Origin of the sequence: Blautia sp. MB18-30 (assembly GCF_023669475.1) — a bacterium.
In the GTDB taxonomy this organism is placed as follows: domain Bacteria; phylum Bacillota; class Clostridia; order Lachnospirales; family Lachnospiraceae; genus Blautia_A; species Blautia_A fusiformis.
The window spans coordinates 1-19,267 of record NZ_JAMOYY010000001.1 but is presented as its reverse complement, the minus strand read 5'-3'; the positions used below and the strand labels follow the sequence as shown (position 1 = coordinate 19,267).

14 protein-coding genes are annotated in these 19,267 nt (G+C 47.8%); 13 read left to right on the top strand and 1 reads right to left on the bottom strand.

The annotated features are described in order from the left end of the window. The first annotated feature begins 173 nt into the window (after window positions 1-173). The 3 genes from NCY57_RS00070 to NCY57_RS00060 are packed head-to-tail and all read left to right on the top strand — an operon-like array spanning window position 174 to window position 1,324. Window positions 174-419 carry a spore coat associated protein CotJA gene (locus tag NCY57_RS00070; protein ID WP_250789300.1) on the top strand — a complete coding sequence of 82 codons (246 nt, stop codon included), beginning with the start codon at window positions 174-176 and terminating at the stop codon, window positions 417-419. Next, window positions 419-697, top strand: a complete 279-nt coding sequence (locus tag NCY57_RS00065) for a spore coat protein CotJB (RefSeq protein WP_250789361.1) — start codon at window positions 419-421, stop codon at window positions 695-697. Before NCY57_RS00070 ends, NCY57_RS00065 begins: the two co-directional genes overlap by 1 nt. A 3-nt stretch (window positions 698-700) precedes the next feature. Continuing rightward, window positions 701-1,324 (top strand): manganese catalase family protein, encoded by a 624-nt coding sequence (locus tag NCY57_RS00060; protein ID WP_015527157.1) that lies wholly within the window; start codon window positions 701-703, stop codon window positions 1,322-1,324. A gap of 135 nt (window positions 1,325-1,459) precedes the next feature. On the opposite strand, the gene NCY57_RS00055 is transcribed toward NCY57_RS00060, so the two are convergent. Beyond that, the gene (locus tag NCY57_RS00055) at window positions 1,460-5,701 is read right to left on the bottom strand and encodes a 2-hydroxyacyl-CoA dehydratase (RefSeq protein ID WP_173739281.1); all 4,242 of its coding nucleotides are present in this window, start codon (window positions 5,699-5,701) and stop codon (window positions 1,460-1,462) included. 302 nt (window positions 5,702-6,003) lie between these two features. On the opposite strand from NCY57_RS00055, the gene tgt reads away from it, so the two are divergent. The 10 genes from tgt (at window position 6,004) to NCY57_RS00005 (ending at window position 18,794) form a co-directional block, all read left to right on the top strand. Further along, window positions 6,004-7,155, top strand: coding sequence for a tRNA guanosine(34) transglycosylase Tgt (gene tgt, locus NCY57_RS00050; RefSeq protein WP_015527155.1), 1,152 nt, complete (start codon window positions 6,004-6,006; stop codon window positions 7,153-7,155). A 157-nt stretch (window positions 7,156-7,312) separates the two neighbouring features. Then, a complete protein-coding gene (yajC, locus tag NCY57_RS00045) occupies window positions 7,313-7,627 on the top strand; it encodes a preprotein translocase subunit YajC (protein WP_015527154.1) in 315 nt (104 codons plus the stop codon). A gap of 746 nt (window positions 7,628-8,373) precedes the next feature. After that, the gene (locus tag NCY57_RS00040) at window positions 8,374-9,729 is read left to right on the top strand and encodes an SPFH domain-containing protein (RefSeq protein ID WP_173739280.1); all 1,356 of its coding nucleotides are present in this window, start codon (window positions 8,374-8,376) and stop codon (window positions 9,727-9,729) included. Window positions 9,730-9,813: 84 nt separating this feature from the next. Continuing rightward, the gene (locus NCY57_RS00035; RefSeq protein ID WP_022426084.1) at window positions 9,814-10,899 is read left to right on the top strand and encodes a hypothetical protein; all 1,086 of its coding nucleotides are present in this window, start codon (window positions 9,814-9,816) and stop codon (window positions 10,897-10,899) included. A gap of 13 nt (window positions 10,900-10,912) precedes the next feature. Continuing rightward, window positions 10,913-11,713 carry a TPM domain-containing protein gene (locus NCY57_RS00030; RefSeq protein ID WP_173739279.1) on the top strand — a complete coding sequence of 267 codons (801 nt, stop codon included), beginning with the start codon at window positions 10,913-10,915 and terminating at the stop codon, window positions 11,711-11,713. 266 nt (window positions 11,714-11,979) lie between these two features. Continuing rightward, window positions 11,980-13,065: a 3-isopropylmalate dehydrogenase gene (gene leuB / locus NCY57_RS00025; protein WP_173739278.1), complete on the top strand. Its 1,086-nt coding sequence runs from the start codon at window positions 11,980-11,982 to the stop codon at window positions 13,063-13,065. Window positions 13,066-13,184: 119 nt separating this feature from the next. Then, window positions 13,185-14,858: a dihydroxy-acid dehydratase gene (gene ilvD, locus NCY57_RS00020; RefSeq protein WP_015527149.1), complete on the top strand. Its 1,674-nt coding sequence runs from the start codon at window positions 13,185-13,187 to the stop codon at window positions 14,856-14,858. Between the two features lie 15 nt (window positions 14,859-14,873). Beyond that, a complete protein-coding gene (ilvB, locus tag NCY57_RS00015; RefSeq protein WP_173739277.1) occupies window positions 14,874-16,556 on the top strand; it encodes a biosynthetic-type acetolactate synthase large subunit in 1,683 nt (560 codons plus the stop codon). Then, window positions 16,549-17,631 carry a 3-phosphoserine/phosphohydroxythreonine transaminase gene (gene serC / locus NCY57_RS00010; protein ID WP_015527147.1) on the top strand — a complete coding sequence of 361 codons (1,083 nt, stop codon included), beginning with the start codon at window positions 16,549-16,551 and terminating at the stop codon, window positions 17,629-17,631. Before ilvB ends, serC begins: the two co-directional genes overlap by 8 nt. Continuing rightward, window positions 17,631-18,794 (top strand): phosphoglycerate dehydrogenase, encoded by a 1,164-nt coding sequence (locus NCY57_RS00005; protein WP_021651414.1) that lies wholly within the window; start codon window positions 17,631-17,633, stop codon window positions 18,792-18,794. Before serC ends, NCY57_RS00005 begins: the two co-directional genes overlap by 1 nt. Window positions 18,795-19,267: the final 473 nt, after the last annotated feature.

Sequence of the window (19,267 nt, the reverse complement as noted above, 5' to 3'; positions counted from 1 at the left end):
AAGGATATTATAGCACTGTATATCTGATTTTTAAACAGTAATATTTTCCTGTATATATAGAAAAAAATGGCAGAAAGATAGATATATGTGAAGGAAAGTGAACATTCCTGTTTTCACAAGTTTAAAAAACGGTCATAAAATATAGCGTGATCATGAATGAAAGGATTTCGATTATGGACCGATTTCAGATGAATCGTTCGGGCTGCCGGCCATATCAGTATACCTGTGGGATGAATAGCGGGATGGCAGGCCGGACGGATCGATCATTTTCTGATATGGCAAAACAGGTTCCTGCAATGGCGTATGTGCCATACCAGGAATTTGCGCCTACCTTTGAGTTGAAAAAAGCTCTTCAGGTCGGAACTATTTTTCCTGAGCTTTGCAAGCCGTTCTGCGGCAGGAGAGGAGGAATTCGATGATGTACGGAAATTGTACTTCCAAAAAAGAACTGCTGCAGTTTATTGACCAGGTAAGCTTTGCCATTGACGATCTTCTCCTTTTTCTGGATACGCATCCAAAAGAAAAAAGAGCTCTTGAATATTACAGTGAGCTTTCAGCCAGAAGAAATGAGCTCCTGGAAAAATATGCGAAATTTTATGGACCGCTGACCATTGATACCGGAAACGACAGCGATCTTAAGTCATGGCAGTGGATGGAACAGCCGTTTCCATGGGAACAGGAAGGAGGGTGCAGATAAGGTATGTGGAATTATGAAAAAAGACTCCAGTATCCTGTAAATATCAAGACGCCCAACGCAAAGCTGGCACAGTTTATATCCAGCCAGTATGGCGGGCCGGACGGAGAAATAGGAGCTTCCATGCGGTATCTTTCCCAGCGTTTTACCGCACCGAACCGGATGGTCGCGGCAGTGCTCAATGATGTGGGAACAGAAGAACTGGCACATTTGGAAATCGTATCCACCATTGTCCATCAGCTGACAAAGGATCTTTCTATGGAAGAAATCGAGAACAGCGGACTTGGGCCGTATTATATTGACCACACGGTGGGAATCTGGCCGCAGGCTGCAGGTGGAGTGCCCTTTAATGCCTGCGAATTCCAGAGTAAGGGTGATCCGATCACGGATCTGTTTGAAGATCTGGCAGCAGAACAGAAGGCACGCTCCACCTACGATAATATCCTCCGGGTGGTGAAAAATATCCCGGAGGTTGCAGATCCCATCCGTTTCCTTCGGGCAAGAGAGGTAGTCCATTTCCAGCGTTTCGGTGAAGCACTGAGATCCGTGCAGGAGCAGCTGGATGCCAAAAATTTCTATGCCTTTAACCCGAGCTTTGATGCTCCGTGCAAAGCCTCCTGTGAAGAGTGATGGATCAGAGAAAAAATCTGTCTGACAGGAATCATATCTGAAATAAAAAGAGCTGCACAGCCGGCAGGGATCCTGCGGCTGTGCAGCTTTGAATTTGTTTTTTGGGAAAAAGATGTTTGTAACCTGTATTTCTTGTTATGCGTCTTTTTTATCGTCTTTATGCAGATTCTTCTGTGCTGTGGAAAGCATAAGCTTGATCCTGTTCAGCTGATTTACTTCGCTGGCACCTGGATCGTAGTCGATGGCAACAATGTTGGCTTCCGGATGCTCACGGCGAACTTCCTTGATGACACCTTTTCCTACGATGTGGTTCGGCAGGCATCCAAAAGGCTGGATGCAGACGATGTTCGGGACACCGCCGTGGATGAGTTCCATCATCTCTCCGGTCAGGAACCATCCTTCACCGGTCTGATTTCCGGCAGAAACGATGGGCGCAGCCATTTTTGCAAGATCACGGATATCTGCGGCCGGTGTAAAGTGGCGGCTCTGCTCCAGGGCCTCATTTGCTGTTTTTCTCAGCCAGTCGATGGCTCTGAGACCAAGATTTGCGATGGTTGCCTTGGATTTCTTGAATCCAAGCTTTTCAACCTTGAAATTCTGGTTGTAGAAGCAGTAGCAGATAAAGTCGATAAGATCCGGAACAACCGGTTCAGCCCCTTCAGCCTCCAGAAGATCTGCCAGGTGGTTGTTGGCAGCAGGCAGGAACTTGACAAGGATCTCACCTACGATACCAACGCGAGGCTTTTTCTCATCGGAGATCGGGATCGTATCAAAATCATGGACCATCTCACGGCACATTTTTTTGAAGGTACCATGGCTGACGCTGCTGCCTGTTACGAAGGCAATGACGCGCTGCTCCCAGATTTTGTGCTTGCGGTTTACGATACCCTTTTCCAGCTCGTAAGGACGCATGCGATATACGCATTTCATCAGGATATCACCGAATACGGCACCGTAAACGATACGCTTGATCAGCGGCAGTGTCAGCTTAAAGCCAGGGTTGCTCTCCAGTCCGCTTAAGTTGAGGGAGATAACCGGAATCTGTTCCATGCCGGCTTTTTTCAGAGCACGGCGGATGAATGCGATATAGTTGGAGGCACGGCAGCCGCCGCCTGTCTGAGACATGATGACTGCAGTTTTGTTCAGGTCATATTTGCCGGAAAGAAGAGCATCCATGATCTGTCCCACAACCATCAGGGACGGATAGCAGGCATCGTTGTTTACATATTTAAGGCCCACATCAACAGCATGCTTGTTGTCGTTGGGGAGGACTTCCAGGTTATAGCCGGATGCCTTAAAAGCAGCCTCAAAGATTCCGAAGTGGAATGGAGACATCTGCGGGCAGAGAATGGTGTACTCCTTACGCATCTGCTTGGTAAAGGATATCTTCTCAATGGAAGCCGGCTTGATGTTCCTTTTTTTATTCTGTGCCTGTTTTGCACGGATAGCAGCGATCAGGGAACGGATACGGATCCTTGCCGCACCCAGGTTGTTGACCTCATCGATCTTCAGGCAGGTGTAGATCTTGTCACTTCCATCCAGAATCTCATAAACCTCATCGGTGGTAACGGCATCAAGTCCGCATCCGAAGGAATTCAGCTGGATCAGATCCAGATCCTCTCTTGTCTTTACAAAATTTGCGGCAGAGTAGAGACGGGAGTGATACATCCACTGGTCGTTGACACGGATGGGACGCTCCAGATGTCCAAGGTGTGCAACGGAGTCTTCGGTAAATACGGCGATTCCGTAGCTGTTGATCATATCCGGGATACCGTGGTGGATTTCCGGATCAATATGGTATGGACGGCCTGCAAGAACGATTCCGCGGCGGCCGGTTTCTTTCAGGTACTGCAGGGTTTCCTCACCCTTTTTCTGGATATCCATATGTACGGCTGCAAGTTCTTCCCAAGCCTTGTGGGCAGCAGCTTTGACCTCGGCGGCAGGTATATCCTGGAATTCTTCCACAAGGCGGTTTGTCAGGATATCCTCGGAAGTAAATGCCAGGAACGGGTTGCGGAAGGTGATGGACGGATCATTGAGTTCGTCCACATTGTTCTTGATATTTTCCGCATAGGAAGTAACGATCGGGCAGTTATAATGGTTGACCGCATCCGGGAACTCGTTGCGTTCGTAAGGGATGCATGGGTAGAAGATAAACTTCACACCGTTACGGATCAGCCATGTGACATGTCCGTGAGCAAGCTTGGCCGGGTAGCATTCGGATTCACTTGGGATGGACTCAATACCCAGCTCGTAGATCTTACGTGTGGAAGTAGGAGAAAGTACCACCTGGTATTTCAGCTCTGTAAAGAAGGTATACCAGAACGGGTAATTTTCAAACATGTTCAGAACACGTGGGATACCAACCTGTCCACGGGTAGCCTTATCTGCGGAAAGTGGTTCATAGGAAAAAATCCTTTTATATTTGTAATCGAAAAGGTTCGGGATATGATCCTTGTTCTTTTCTTTTCCAAGTCCGCGCTCACAGCGGTTTCCGCTGATGTATTTACGGCCGCCGGAGAATTTGTTGATGGTCAGACGGCAGTTGTTGGTACATCCGCGGCAGTTTGCCATGGAGGTGGTGTACTGGAGGCTGTTGATCTGATCGATGGAAAGCATGGAGGTTTTTTCACCCTCCTGATAGCGCTCCCTTGCGATCAGAGCAGCACCGAAGGCACCCATGATCCCGGCGATATCCGGGCGGATGGCCTGGCAGTTGGCAATCTTCTCAAAGCTGCGGAGAACTGCGTCATTATAGAAGGTACCACCCTGTACAACGATATGCTTGCCAAGCTCGGAAGCATCGGAAACCTTGATAACCTTGTAGAGGGCGTTTTTGATAACGGAGTAGGCAAGACCAGCGGAGATATCGGAAACCTCAGCGCCTTCCTTCTGGGCCTGCTTAACTTTGGAATTCATAAATACAGTACAGCGCGTTCCAAGATCAATGGGATGTTTTGCAAAAAGAGCTGCTTTTGCAAAGTCCTGTACTGTGTAGTTTAGAGATTTTGCAAAGGTTTCGATAAAGGAACCGCAGCCTGAGGAACATGCTTCGTTGAGCTGTACACTGTCAACAGTCTGGTTACGGATCTTGATACATTTCATATCCTGACCGCCGATATCCAGGATGCAGTCTACTTCAGGATCAAAGAAAGCAGCTGCGTAATAATGGGAAACGGTTTCGACTTCACCTTCGTCAAGAAGAAGTGCCGCTTTGATCAGGGCTTCGCCGTAACCGGTGGAGCAGGAAAAAGCAATCTCGGCGTCTTCCGGAAGAAGTTCATAGATCTCCTGGATGGAACCGATGGTGGTCTTCAGCGGATTTCCGTTATTATTGCTGTAGAATGAGTACAGAAGTGTTCCGTCTTCGCCTACCAGTGCAGTTTTGGTGGTGGTGGAACCGGCGTCGATTCCCAGGAAACATTTTCCCTTATATGTAGAAAGGTCGCCTGTTTTTACCTTGTAGGCGCTCTGGCGGTCATGGAAAGCCTGATAGTCCTCCTCTGTGGCAAAAAGCGGCTCCATACGTTCTACCTCAAAGTCCAGTTTGATGGTGGTACGCATGCGTTCCTTCAGTTCAACCAGAGATACGGTTACGTTCTGCTTTGCGTTGAGGGCGGAGCCGATGGCTGCGAACAGATGGGAATTGTCCGGCGCGATAATGTGTTCGTCATCCAGCTTCAGGGTGCGGATAAAAGCGGTCTTCAGTTCGGAAAGGAAGTGAAGCGGGCCGCCCAGGAATGCAACGTGTCCGCGGATCGGTTTACCGCAGGCAAGACCGGAGATGGTCTGGTTGACAACTGCCTGGAAAATGGAAGCGGAAAGGTCTTCCTTGGTTGCTCCGTCGTTGATCAGCGGCTGGATATCTGTCTTTGCGAAAACACCGCAGCGTGCCGCAATGGGATAAAGTGCCTTGTAATGTTTGGCGTATTCATTAAGACCTGGTGCATCGGTCTGGAGCAGAGATGCCATCTGGTCAATGAAGGAACCGGTACCGCCGGCACAGATGCCATTCATACGCTGCTCTACATTTCCGTTTTCGAAATAGATGATCTTGGCATCCTCGCCTCCAAGCTCGATAGCAACATCCGTCTTTGGTGCCAGCTTCTGCAGGGAAGTGGATACGGCGATAACCTCCTGTACAAAAGGTACTTCCAGATGATTGGCAAGTGTCAGTCCGCCGGAACCTGTAATGACCGGACAGAGTGTCAGTTCACCAAGCTGATCCTCAGCTTTCTGAAGAAGATCTGCAAGGGTTTCCTGGATATTTGCAAAATGTCTCTCATAGTCGGAGAAGACAAGCGTATCGTTTTCGTCTAAGATCGCAATCTTAACAGTGGTGGAACCAATGTCAATTCCAAGTGTGTGTTTCTTCATAAAAAATTGATTTCCTCCTCGTTGTATCTATACAGGGATTGCCCGACTCTGACATTTCTGTCAGATGGGAGTTGTTTCTTCTTATTATAAAGGATTTTTAAGCGAATATTCTATATTATACGATATCGTTTAAAAAATGGCAATGTAAAAGTTTAACAATCAGTAGCCGTAAAGAAAAAAATGTGTTATGATATTGACTAAAAGTTTTGAAAGATATTTGCATCGGCAGCTGGTTATGGCTGTATCTGCGACGCAGATGCCGGGCAGAGACAACTTTAAAATATTTTTAGAAGGGAAATGAAATGGCAGAATATAAACTGATCACAACAGAAGGAAGAGCGAAAAGGGGCGAGTTTAAGACGGTCCACGGAACGATCCAGACTCCTGTTTTTATGAATGTAGGAACAATTGCGGCAATTAAAGGTGCAGTTTCCACTGTGGATCTTCATGAGATCGGTACACAGGTAGAGCTGTCCAATACCTATCATCTTCATGTGCGCCCTGGCGACAAGGTGGTAAAGCAGCTGGGAGGTCTTCATGAATTTATGAACTGGGACAGACCGATCCTTACCGATTCCGGCGGATTTCAGGTGTTTTCGCTGGCGAAGCTTCGTAAGATCAAGGAAGAGGGCGTGTATTTTAACTCTCATATCGATGGTCATAAGATTTTTATGGGACCGGAGCAGAGCATGCAGATCCAGTCAAATCTGGCTTCTACCATTGCAATGGCTTTTGATGAGTGCCCAAGCAGTGTGGCAGACAGGGATTATGTACAGAAATCGGTAGCGCGTACAACACGCTGGCTTAAAAGATGCAAGGATGAGATGGCTCGTCTGAACAGTCTGCCGGATACCATTAACAAGAATCAGCTTCTTTTTGGCATTAACCAGGGGGCTGTTTATGAAGATATCCGTATTGAGCATGCCCAGGCTATCGCGGAGATGGATCTGGACGGCTATGCAGTGGGCGGCCTTGCAGTTGGTGAAAGTCATGAGGAGATGTACCGGATCCTGGATGAGGTGGTTCCGCATTTGCCGCAGAACAAGCCGACGTATCTTATGGGGGTTGGTACCCCGGCCAATATTCTGGAGGGGGTTGAGCGTGGTATTGACTTTTTTGACTGTGTATATCCCAGCCGTAACGGCCGTCATGGTCACGTGTATACCAACCATGGCAAGATGAATCTTTTTAATGCAAAGTATGAGCTGGATTCCAAACCGATCGATGAGGAGTGCCAGTGCCCGACCTGCCGTCATTACAGCAGAGCGTATATCCGTCATCTTCTGAAGGCGAAGGAGATGCTTGGCATGAGGCTTTGTGTTCTGCATAATCTGTATTTCTATAATCATATGATGGAAGAGATCAGAGATGCGCTGGATGCAGGGAATTTTGCGGCTTATAAGAAGATGCGTCTGGAAGGCTTTGAGGAAGGCAGGATCAACGGGAACCGGTAAGTTTTATTTATAAAATTTGTGTAAATTACTTTGATTTTATAAGAAAACTCTTGAAGGTTTTTTGGTTTTTGTGTATGATAGTACGAAGTGACACTTTTAGAGGTCAGTAACGGCGGGGGTACCGCAGATTATTTGTTTTTAGCAGGAGGAATTTGAAATGATCGCATCATCTACAGCGGCAGCTGGCGGACTTAGCGCGGGTCTTGGTATTGTCTGGATCGTAGTTCTGTTTGGAATTATGTATTTTATGATGATCCGTCCGCAGAAGAAGGAGCAGAAGAGAACTCAGACTATGTTGAACAGCATGGAGGTTGGTGACAGTGTTGTTACTACCAGTGGTTTTTATGGTGTTGTTATTGATATGACTGAGGAAGATGTTATTGTTGAGTTTGGTAATAATAAGAATTGCCGTATTCCTATGAGAAAGCAGGCGATTGCTGAGGTTGAGAAGGCTGATCAGGCTTCTGCTTGATGCTTTTTTCGCAATAACTTGAATATGAGAGAGGCACTGCGTTTTTTGTGACGTGGTGTCTTTTTTGTATTTGTATGTGGACGGACGAACGAACGGATGAAGGGACGCCGGGGAAGGGGATGCTGGCTGGTCTGCGGCTTCGTCGGGGGCTGGCTTCTAGGACGCCGGAAATCTGCTAAAAGCGTTTTTAAAAAGTCCGAACTCGCGGCCTGCTGCCGCTCAGACAGCGGACTTTTGAAAAACAACGCAGATTCCCGCCGTCCAAGAATCAGCTCCCCTCCTGCAGAAGCAGAGCCATCCAGCATCCCCTTCCCCGGCTGGTGCTTCCGGTGAGAAATAGTGTCGTTTGACGGTTGGTTGTGGGTCGTCAGCGCTGCGCTGGACGACTGCAATGGCTGAGTTTGTGTTTGATTGGGAGGACGGCTGAGGCGCTGCGCTGTCAGCCTGGATTGCGGATGTGCCTAGAATTGCGGATGTGATGGGAGAATAGACTTTGATGCCAGCACAGATGGACTGTGTGGATGTGCCTAGAATAGCCTTTGATGCCAGCGCGGATGGACTGTGTGGATATGCCTACAATTGTGGATGTGATGGGAATATGACAATTGTAATATTGTATAGAAATAAGTAGATTTTTGGTAAAATTCGTGTAATAATGATGTTACTATCAGAAATGAGAGTGACGATGGCTTTGGAATATCGTAAAATTGTAAATAAGAATGAATTTTCAGAAAGGGGTTGGATTTATGGGTCTTATCAGAGCGGCTGTGGGTGCAGCGGGTGGTACGTTGGCGGATCAGTGGAAGGAGTTTTTTTACTGTGAGGCTATGGATAAAGAAGTGATGGTTGTGAAGGGGACGAAGAGGTCTTCTTCCAGGTCTTCCAATAAACATGGGAGTGATAATATCATTTCCAGCGGCAGCGGGATCGCTGTGGCGGATGGTCAGTGTATGATGATCGTGGAGCAGGGAAAGGTTGTTGAGGTTTGTGCGGATCCGGGAGAGTATACGTATGATGCTTCTACGGAGCCGAGTATTTTTTCAGGTAGTCTGGGTGACGGAATCAGGAAGACCTTTGATACGATCGGGAAGAGGTTTGCTTTTGGCGGTGATACGGGTAAGGATCAGAGGGTGTATTATTTTAATACCAAGGAGCTTGTGGATAACAAGTTTGGTACTGCTAATCCGATCCCGTTCCGGGTTGTGGATTCTAGGATCGGGCTGGATGTGGATGTGGCTGTGAGGTGTCATGGTGTTTATTCCTACAGGATCGCGGATCCCCTTCTTTTTTATACGAATGTGTGTGGAAATGTGGAGCGGGAGTATACCAGAGAGGAGCTGGACGGACAGCTGAAGGCGGAGTTTATCAGTGCGCTGCAGCCTGCTTTCGGAAGGCTTTCGGAGCTGGAGTTGCGTCCGAATCAGATCGTGACTCATAATACGGAGCTGGAGAATGCCATGAATGAGGTGCTTTCTGCCAAGTGGGAGGAGCTTCGTGGGCTTAAGGTGGTCAGTGTGGCACTTGGTTCTGTGACATTGCCGGATGAGGATGCCGAGATGATCAAGCAGGCTCAGCGTACAGCTATGATGCGTGATCCTGCTATGGCTGCGGCTACTCTGACCGGGGCCCAGGCGGATGCTATGAAGGCTGCGGCTTCTAATTCAGCAGGGGCTATGACTGGTTTTATGGGCATGGGTATGGCTGCTAATGCAGGTGGCCTGAATGCGCAGCAGTTGTTTGAGATGGGCCAGAAGCAGCAGGCGCAGCAGCAGAGTGTACAGAAGCAGGCAGCGCAGCCGGTTTCGCCGGCAGGGAACGGAGCAGGGGCTGCGGCTGGTTCCTGGACCTGCAGCTGTGGTGCGGTTTCTTCGGGGAAATTCTGTCCGGAGTGTGGTGCATCGCGTCCGGTGGAGGACAGATGGACCTGTTCCTGCGGTACGGTGAATAAAGGAAAGTTCTGTATGAACTGCGGAGCGAAGAAGCCGGAGAAGAAGATGCAGTATCGTTGCAGCAGGTGCGGATGGGAACCGGCAGATCCGGAGAATCCACCGAAATTCTGCCCGGAGTGCGGTGATCCGTTCGGACCGGAGGATGCAGTATAGATCAGAAAGAGAGATGGTCAGGAGCAAAATGCAGGGTAACTCCTGCCGGTTGTTGGATACAGAATGATGAAGTGAGGTGAATATATGGCGAAGATGCAGGAGTTTAAGTGTCCGTGCTGTGGTGGCTCCATAGAGTTTGACAGTTCTGTGCAGAAGATGAAGTGTCCGTTTTGTGATACGGAGTTTGATGTCGGGACGTTATCGGAATATGCCCAGACTGTGGAGGAAGAGCAGCCTGAGGATATGAGCTGGTCGGATGAGGCCGGCAGTGAGTGGCAGGACGGGGAGAGTGAGGGGCTGCGTACCTATGTGTGCAAGTCCTGTGGCGGTGAGATCGTGGGAGATGCCAATACGGCAGCAACGGCCTGCCCGTTTTGCGGAAGTCCGGTGGTAATGACCGGGCAGCTGTCCGGTGCACTGAAGCCGGATTATGTGATCCCGTTTAAGCTGGACAAGAAAGCGGCAAAGGAGAGGCTGAAAAAGCATCTTACCGGTAAGAGACTTTTGCCGAAAGCATTTAAGTCAGAGAATCATATCAGCGAGGTTAAGGGCATCTACGTTCCGTTTTGGCTGTATGACACAGACGCAGATGCAGATATCCGTTACCGTGCAACAAAGACCCGGTTCTGGAGCGATAGTGATTATGATTATACGGAGACCAGCTATTATGCAGTACACAGAAGTGGTTCTCTTGGTTTTGATCATGTACCGGTGGATGGCTCTGCCAGCATGGAAAATGATCTGATGGAGTCTATAGAGCCTTTTGATTTCAAAGAAGCGGTGGATTTTCAGACTGCGTATCTGGCTGGATATTTTGCAGATAAATATGATGTGACAGCCAGCGAGTGTGAGGAACGTGCCAATGAGCGTATCCGCCGCAGCACAGAGGCTGCATTCCGGGATACGGTGAGAGGATACGCCAGTGTGGTACCGGAGAATACCAGTATCCGGCTTCATAACGGGACAACGAAATATGCGTTATATCCCGTATGGATCCTGCAGACGAAGTGGAAGGGTGATAATTACATATTTGCCATGAATGGTCAGACAGGGAAATTTGTGGGAAATCTGCCTACAGACAAGAACGCTTTTGCACGATGGTTCCTGGGAACAACGGGGGTCGTGGGTGTGATCACTTATATTATCCTGTATCTGATCTGGGCTTTGTAGGGAGGTGGATGCCATGAAAAAAAGAATATCTGTATTTTTGATATCGATCCTTTTGTGTCTGGCATGTGCTTTTCCGGTATGGGCAGGCACCGTAAGCCGGCTGGATGACCAGGCGGGACTTCTGGATGCAGAGCAGCAGGAGAGCCTGAGCAGTACTTTGGATGAGATCAGTGAGCGGGATCAGGTAGATGTTGTGGTCGTTACCGTTAACAGTCTTGAGGGAAAAACAGCCCAGGCGTATGCGGAGGATTATTTTATTGACCATGGATATGGACAGGGGGAAAATGGTGACGGTATTTTATTCCTGTTGGATATGGGAGACCGTAACTGGGCCATTGCAACACACGGATATGCGATAGAAGTGTTTACGGATGCCGGACAGTCCTACATCATGGATCAGGTGAAGCCTTATTTAAGTGACGGTGATTATAACGAAGCGTTTCATAAGTTTGCCACGGAATGCGATGATTTTATCACGCAGGCAAATGAGGCAGAGCCATACGATGTGGAAAACCTTCCGGATGAGCCTTTTGCGGTTGGGATAAACCTGCTGATCGCTCTTGCTGTGGGGCTTGTGGCAGGATTACTGGTGACCGGAAATATGAGAAGAAAGCTGAAAACTGTGCGAAAACAGGATCGGGCGGCTTCTTATGTGCGGCAGGGCAGTATGAATGTGACCAGAAGTAATGATTTTTACCTCTACAGTACGGTATCAAAATCCGCAAAACTGAAAAATGAGGATAATAACGGTGGTTCCAGCACCCATACCTCATCTTCCGGTGATACCTTCGGTGGTTCTAGCGGGAAATTCTGAGAAGATCATCAGGAAAAACAGAATATGATAAAAAAAGAAAGACTGCTGTACCGGAATGGTAGGGCAGTTTTTCTTTTTTCTGTGTGCGAAAGTATGTCTCTGTGGCGGCAGAAACAGGGAATTGCCGTTTATTTTTTGCATTCCGGAAATAACTTTATCTATTTAATAGGTTGAAATCCGTCGAAAAGTGCGTTATGATAATAACAATTATCCACACCAGTGCGTTAAAATTTTACAGCACAGGGGAAATCGGAGGAGTGAATAAAATGGAGTACAAGATTGCCCTGATTCCGGGAGACGGAATCGGTCCGGAGATTGTTGCCGAGGCCAAAAAAGTTTTAGACAGAGTATGTGAGAAATACAGTCATAAATTTTCATACACAGAGGTTCTTTTAGGAGGGGCATCCATTGATGCTCACGGAGTACCTCTTACAGAGGAAGCCATTGCCCAGGCAAAAGCTTCTGATGCAGTACTGATGGGTTCCATTGGCGGTGATGCCAAGACATCCCCGTGGTATAAGCTGGAGCCGTCCAAACGTCCGGAGGCAGGTCTTCTTGCGATCCGTAAGGCGCTGAACCTGTTTGCAAACCTTCGTCCGGCGTATCTTTACAATGAGCTTCGTGATGCCTGCCCGCTCCGTGATGAGATCATCGGAGATGGTTTTGACATGATCATCGTAAGAGAGCTTACAGGAGGTCTTTACTTCGGAGCAAGAAAGACTACTGAGGAGAACGGAGTCCGCACAGCGGTAGATACTCTTTCTTATAATGAGAATGAGATCCGCCGTATTGCCATTAAGGCATTTGAGATCGCACGTAAGAGAAGAAATAAGGTTACAAGTGTAGATAAAGCCAATGTTCTTGATTCTTCCAGACTCTGGAGAAGTGTAGTGGAGGATGTGGCAAAGGATTATCCGGATGTAACACTGGAGCATATGCTGGTTGATAACTGTGCAATGCAGCTGGTACGTGATCCGAAGCAGTTTGATGTTATCCTTACAGAAAACATGTTTGGAGATATCCTCTCTGATGAGGCAAGTATGGTGACCGGTTCCATCGGAATGCTTTCCTCCGCAAGCTTAAATGAGACAAAGCTTGGTCTCTATGAGCCGAGCCACGGTTCAGCACCGGATATCGCAGGACAGAACAAGGCAAACCCCATCGCAACCATTCTTTCCGCTGCTATGATGCTGAGATATTCTCTGGATCTTGATAAAGAAGCAGATGCTGTGGAAGCAGCAGTACAGAAGGTTCTTACAGATGGTTACAGAACAGGAGATATCATGTCTGACGGATGCAAGCTTGTCGGAACCAGAGAGATGGGCGATCTGATCGCAGATGCCATTGCATAAATAAAGCGGGACAGAGAGAAGAAAACGAAACAGAACAGAAAAAACCGGTACCTGGAAGAGGAAGTCTATAAACAGATACCGGATCCTATCGTAAAGAATAAAAAGGAGAGACCTTAAAAATGAAAAGTGATACCGTAAGAAAAGGCACACAGCAGGCACCACATCGTTCCCTGTTCAATGCCCTTGGAATGACAAAGGAAGAAATGGACAAACCACTGGTAGGAATCGTAAGCTCTTATAACGAGATCGTACCGGGACATATGAACCTTGACAAAATTGTAAATGCTGTAAAGCTCGGCGTTGCAATGGCTGGCGGCACACCGGTTGTATTTCCGGCGATCGCAGTATGTGACGGAATCGCAATGGGACACGTTGGAATGAAATATTCCCTTGTAACACGTGACCTGATCGCAGATTCCACAGAGGCCATGGCACTGGCTCATCAGTTCGATGCCCTGGTCATGGTTCCCAACTGTGACAAAAACGTACCTGGCCTTCTGATGGCAGCGGCAAGGATCAACGTTCCTACTGTATTCGTAAGCGGCGGTCCGATGCTTGCCGGTCATGTAAAAGGACATAAAACCAGTCTTTCCAGCATGTTTGAGGCAGTAGGATCCTATGCAGCAGGAACCATCACAGCAGATGATCTGGAAGAATTCGAGAACAAAACCTGCCCGACTTGTGGATCATGTTCCGGTATGTACACTGCGAACAGCATGAACTGCCTGACAGAGGTTCTCGGTATGGGACTGAAAGGAAACGGTACCATCCCGGCAGTATACTCTGAACGTATCCGTCTTGCAAAGCATGCAGGAATGCAGGTAATGGAAATGTACAGAAGGAACATCCGCCCAAGAGACATTATGACAAAAGAGGCAGTTTTAAATGCACTTACAGTAGATATGGCACTTGGATGCTCCACAAACAGTATGCTTCATCTTCCGGCTATCGCACATGAGATCGGAATGGACTTTGATATCAGCTTTGCAAATGAGATCAGTGAGAAGACCCCGAACCTTTGCCACCTTGCACCGGCAGGCCCGACCTACATGGAAGATCTTAATGAGGCCGGTGGTGTCTATGCGGTCATGAATGAGCTGAACAAGCTGGGACTTCTCCATACAGAGTGTATGACAGTAACCGGAAAAACAGTAGGTGAGAATATCAAAAACTGTGTAAACCTGAATCCGGATGTTATCCGCCCGATCGACAATCCGTATACAAAGACAGGCGGACTTGCCGTACTGAAAGGAAACCTTGCACCGGATGGTGGTGTTGTAAAACGTTCTGCAGTTGTACCGGAGATGCTGGTACATGAAGGTCCTGCACGTGTATTTGACAGCGAGGATGACGCAATTGTTGCCATCAAGGGCGGTAAGATCGTAGAGGGAGATGTTGTGGTTATCCGCTACGAGGGACCAAAGGGTGGTCCTGGAATGCGAGAGATGCTGAATCCTACATCTGCTATTGTGGGAATGGGACTTGGTTCTTCCGTAGCCCTGATCACCGACGGACGTTTCAGTGGTGCATCCAGAGGAGCCGCTATCGGACACGTATCACCGGAGGCAGCAGTAGGCGGCCCGATCGCACTGGTTGAGGAAGGCGATATCATCAGCATCAATATTCCGGAGCTGAAACTGGAGATCAAGGTTTCAGATGAAGAGATGCAGGCTAGAAGAGAAAAATGGCAGCCAAGAGAGCCGAAGGTGACAACCGGATATCTGGCAAGATACGCTTCCATGGTAACATCCGGAAACCGTGGTGCGATCCTGGAAGTACCGAAAGCAAAATAAGGAGGAACGAAAGATATGCAGCCTACAGGTGCAGAGATCATCGTAGAATGTCTGAAGGAACAGGGCGTTGATACCGTATTTGGATATCCGGGCGGCGCGATCCTGAATGTTTACGATGCCTTATATGAATACAAAGATGAGATCACACATGTACTGACCTCCCACGAGCAGGGTGCATCCCATGCTGCTGACGGTTATGCAAGAGCGACCGGAAAGGTAGGTGTCTGCCTGGCAACCTCCGGTCCAGGAGCAACTAACCTGGTAACAGGGATCGCGACTGCATACATGGATTCCGTACCGATGGTAGCCATTACTGCAAACGTAGGAAGACCACTCCTGGGAAGAGATTCTTTCCAGGAGGTTGATATCGCAGGTATCGTAATGCCTGTAACAAAATACAGTTTCATCGTAAAGAATATCGAAGATCTTGCAGATACGTTAAGAAGAGCATTTTATATTGCAAAAAGCGGAAGACCCGGCCCGGTGCTTGTGGATGTCCCGAAGGATATCACAGGAATGAAATATGAATATGAGCCATGCCATCCGGCTACGGTTAACCGTGAGATCAAAAGTATCCGTAAAGAAGATATTGATCAGGCACTGGAAATGATCAGAGAGGCAGAGAAACCGTTTATTTTTGTTGGCGGCGGATGTGTGATCTCCGGTGCTGACCAGGAAGTACGTGAGCTGGCTCGCAGGATCCAGGCTCCTGTCTGCGATACTCTGATGGGCAAGGGCACCTTCCCGGGAGAAGATCCTCTCTATACAGGTATGGTAGGTATGCACGGAACCAAGACTTCCGATCTTGGCGTAACAGAGTGCGATCTTCTTATTGTTCTCGGTGCACGCTTCAGTGACCGTGTAACAGGAAATACCAAAACTTTTGCACATAATGCAAAAATCCTTCAGATCGATGTGGATGCTGCGGAGATCAATAAAAATATCAAAGTGGATGCCAGTGTGATCGGTGATGTGAAGGAAGTGCTGAAACGCCTTCTGGAGGAAATTCCGAAGAAAGAACATCCGGAGTGGATCGCACATATCCAGGAATTGAAATCAAAATATCCGCTGAATTATGATCACACACAGCTTACAGGTCCGTATATTATAGAGAAGCTTTATGAGTTGACCAACGGTGATGCGATCATCTCCACAGATGTTGGACAGCATCAGATGTGGGCGGCGCAGTATTATAAATACAAAGAGCCGAGAACTCTTCTTACTTCCGGCGGCCTTGGAACCATGGGCTACGGCCTTGGCGCTGCAATTGGCGCGAAGATGGGCAGACCGGAAAAAACAGTTGTAAATATAGCAGGTGACGGATGCTTCCGTATGAATATGAATGAGCTGGCAACAGCTGCACGCTGTGGCAGACAGCTGATCCAGATTGTTATGAACAATCATGTACTGGGAATGGTGCGTCAGTGGCAGACGCTTTTCTATGGAAAGAGGTACTCTTCCACAGTACTGGATGACGCCGTTGATTTTGTGAAATTATCAGAGGCGCTGGGTGCAAAAGCCATTCGTGTGACAAAGATGGAGGATGTGGAGCCTGCACTTAAGATGGCACTGGCAGCAGAGGGGCCTGTCGTTCTGGATTGCTGGATCGATCAGGATCTGAGTGTGTTCCCGATGGTACCGGCTGGTGCGAACCTTGATGATGTATTTGACGAGGAGGATATGAAGAAACATGAGTAGAGTGTATAATTTTTCTGCCGGACCGGCAGTGCTTCCAGAGGAAGTACTCAAAGAAGTAGCGGATGAGATGATGGATTATAACGGCACAGGAATGTCTGTTATGGAAATGAGCCACAGAAGTGCAGCTTTTCAGGAGATCATTGATACTGCAGAGAAAGATCTTCGCGAGCTTATGAACATTCCGGATAACTACAAGGTACTTTTCCTTCAGGGAGGAGCATCCCAGCAGTTTGCCATGATCCCGATGAACCTTATGAAAAACAAGGTCGCAGATTATATCGTAACAGGACAGTGGGCAAAAAAAGCTTATCAGGAAGCTCAGAAATACGGAAAAGCAAACAAGATCGCCTCTTCTGAAGATAAAACCTTCAGCTATATTCCGGACTGCAGTGATCTGCCGATCAGCCCGGATGCAGACTACGTATACATCTGTGAGAACAACACCATTTACGGCACAAAATTCAAAAAACTTCCAAACACAAAAGGTAAGACTCTGGTAGCAGATGTATCCTCCTGCTTCCTGTCTGAGCCGGTGGATGTAAGCAAATATGGTATTATCTATGGCGGTGTTCAGAAGAACATCGGACCGGCAGGCATGGTTATCGTGATCATCCGTGAGGACCTGATCACAGAGGATGTTCTTCCGGGAACCCCAACCATGCTTACTTATAAGACACATGCAGACGCAGGCTCTCTTTACAATACGCCGAATGCTTACTGCATCTATGTATGCGGAAAAGTATTTAAATGGCTGAAGAAGATGGGCGGTCTGGAAGTGATGAAACAGCGCAATGAGGAAAAAGCAAAAATCCTTTATGATTACCTGGATTCCAGCAAGCTGTTCAAAGGAACTGTAGTTCCGGAAGACAGATCTCTTATGAATGTACCGTTCGTAACCGGTGACAAGGAAATGGATGCCAAGTTTGTCAAAGAGGCAACTGAAGCAGGACTTGTAAACCTGAAAGGACACCGTACTGTTGGCGGAATGCGTGCCAGCATCTACAATGCCATGCCAAAGGCCGGCGTAGAGGCACTGGTTGCATTCATGAAAAAATTCGAGGAGGAGAATGCATAATGTTCCAGTATCATTGCCTGAATCCTATCGCTGAAAAAGGTCTGAAACTTTTTGGCGATAATTATAAAAAAACAGAGACCGCTGACCAGTGTGATGCAATCCTTGTAAGAAGTGCAAAAATGCACGACATGGAGCTGCCGAAGAGCGTTTGCGCAGTTGCACGTGCAGGTGCAGGCGTCAATAATATTCCGGTTAAGGAGTATGCAGAGAAGGGTGTTGTTGTATTCAACACGCCTGGAGCTAACGCAAACGGCGTAAAAGAGCTGGTACTTGCAGGTATGCTCCTTGCATCCAGAGATATCGTAGGAGGTATCGAGTGGGTTGCACAGGAGAAAGATAAAGAGCACATCGGCAAGCTTGCCGAGAAGCAGAAAAAACAGTTCGCAGGATGCGAGATCAGCGGCAAAAAGCTTGGTATCATCGGTCTTGGAGCCATTGGAGCCATGGTGGCAAACGCAGCATGCGGTCTTGGCATGGAAGTATATGGCTATGACCCATATCTTTCTATTGATGCGGCATGGAACCTGTCCAGAACCATCAAGCACAGCAAGAGCCTGGATGAGATCTACAGCCAGTGCGATTATATCACCATTCATGTGCCGCTTCTTGACAGCACTAAGAAGATGATCAACAAAGAAGCTTTCGATAAGATGAAGGACGGCGTAGTTCTTCTGAATTTTGCAAGAGATCTTCTTGTTGATGAGGATGCGCTGATCGAGGCTGTTGAGAGTGGCAAGGTTAAGAAGTATGTAACTGACTTTGCAAATGAGACAGTTGCAGGACGCGAGGGTATTCTGGTAACTCCTCATCTTGGTGCGTCTACAGAGGAATCTGAAGAAAACTGTGCAGAGATGGCTGTAAAGGAGATCCGCGATTACCTTGAGAATGGTAATATCAAAAATTCAGTTAATTATCCGAACTGTGATATGGGTACCTGTGTGGCTGTTGGAAGAATCTCTCTTGCGCACAGCAACACACCGAATATGATCAGTCAGGTTACCAAGATCCTTGGATCTGAGGGACTGAATATTGCGGATATGACGAATAAGAGTAAAGGGGAGTTTGCTTATACTCTTATTGATCTTGAGAGTGCGGCGTCTGCTAAGGCGTTGGATGAACTCAAGGAGATTGAGGGAATGTATAGGGTGCGTGTTGTTAAGTAAAGTAACAAGAGGTTAGAAATACTTTTTTTTAAATACTGTGTGGCGTTTGCTTTTTTGGCGAATGGTGCACAGTATTTTTTTTGAGGAAAAAAGGAAAACCGCAAAGGGGCCGCAAAGCCGCGGCCCCTCTGCACACCCCTCGGGCTTTTTTTAGGAGTGCTTGGTTGTGGAGGACGGGAGTTTGGTTGACTTGTGTCTGTATGCGACGGTGCTGGGAACGAAAGGTTGAGCCGATGGAGGAGAACGGCCTGACGGGGTTGTTGAGAGTGAAAAAGTCTTGAGGCCGTTATAGGTATGTGACGGTATTGGATGTGGAAGGTTGAGCCGAGAGTGAGGGTGGGAGGGCGTTGGTAGGTCTCGATGTGCGGGGCACATCTGCGGATTTTTTGGAATAATATAGAAGTGAATTTGAGCGGTAAATATATCAAATGCAGATATATCAAATGATCAAATTCAAATATATCAAATGATCA

Bases quoted from the DNA above. Each gene is read 5' to 3' on its own strand.
- ilvD (WP_015527149.1), top strand. From the start codon at position 13,185: ATGAAAAGTGATACCGTAAGAAAAGGCACACAGCAGGCACCACATCGT.
- ilvB (WP_173739277.1), top strand. From the start codon at position 14,874: ATGCAGCCTACAGGTGCAGAGATCATCGTAGAATGTCTGAAGGAACAG.
- NCY57_RS00040 (WP_173739280.1), top strand. From the start codon at position 8,374: ATGGGTCTTATCAGAGCGGCTGTGGGTGCAGCGGGTGGTACGTTGGCG.
- tgt (WP_015527155.1), top strand. From the start codon at position 6,004: ATGGCAGAATATAAACTGATCACAACAGAAGGAAGAGCGAAAAGGGGC.
- NCY57_RS00030 (WP_173739279.1), top strand. From the start codon at position 10,913: ATGAAAAAAAGAATATCTGTATTTTTGATATCGATCCTTTTGTGTCTG.
- NCY57_RS00035 (WP_022426084.1), top strand. From the start codon at position 9,814: ATGGCGAAGATGCAGGAGTTTAAGTGTCCGTGCTGTGGTGGCTCCATA.
- NCY57_RS00065 (WP_250789361.1), top strand. From the start codon at position 419: ATGTACGGAAATTGTACTTCCAAAAAAGAACTGCTGCAGTTTATTGAC.
- serC (WP_015527147.1), top strand. From the start codon at position 16,549: ATGAGTAGAGTGTATAATTTTTCTGCCGGACCGGCAGTGCTTCCAGAG.
- NCY57_RS00005 (WP_021651414.1), top strand. From the start codon at position 17,631: ATGTTCCAGTATCATTGCCTGAATCCTATCGCTGAAAAAGGTCTGAAA.
- yajC (WP_015527154.1), top strand. From the start codon at position 7,313: ATGATCGCATCATCTACAGCGGCAGCTGGCGGACTTAGCGCGGGTCTT.
- NCY57_RS00060 (WP_015527157.1), top strand. From the start codon at position 701: ATGTGGAATTATGAAAAAAGACTCCAGTATCCTGTAAATATCAAGACG.
- leuB (WP_173739278.1), top strand. From the start codon at position 11,980: ATGGAGTACAAGATTGCCCTGATTCCGGGAGACGGAATCGGTCCGGAG.
- NCY57_RS00070 (WP_250789300.1), top strand. From the start codon at position 174: ATGGACCGATTTCAGATGAATCGTTCGGGCTGCCGGCCATATCAGTAT.
- NCY57_RS00055 (WP_173739281.1), bottom strand. From the start codon at position 5,701: ATGAAGAAACACACACTTGGAATTGACATTGGTTCCACCACTGTTAAG.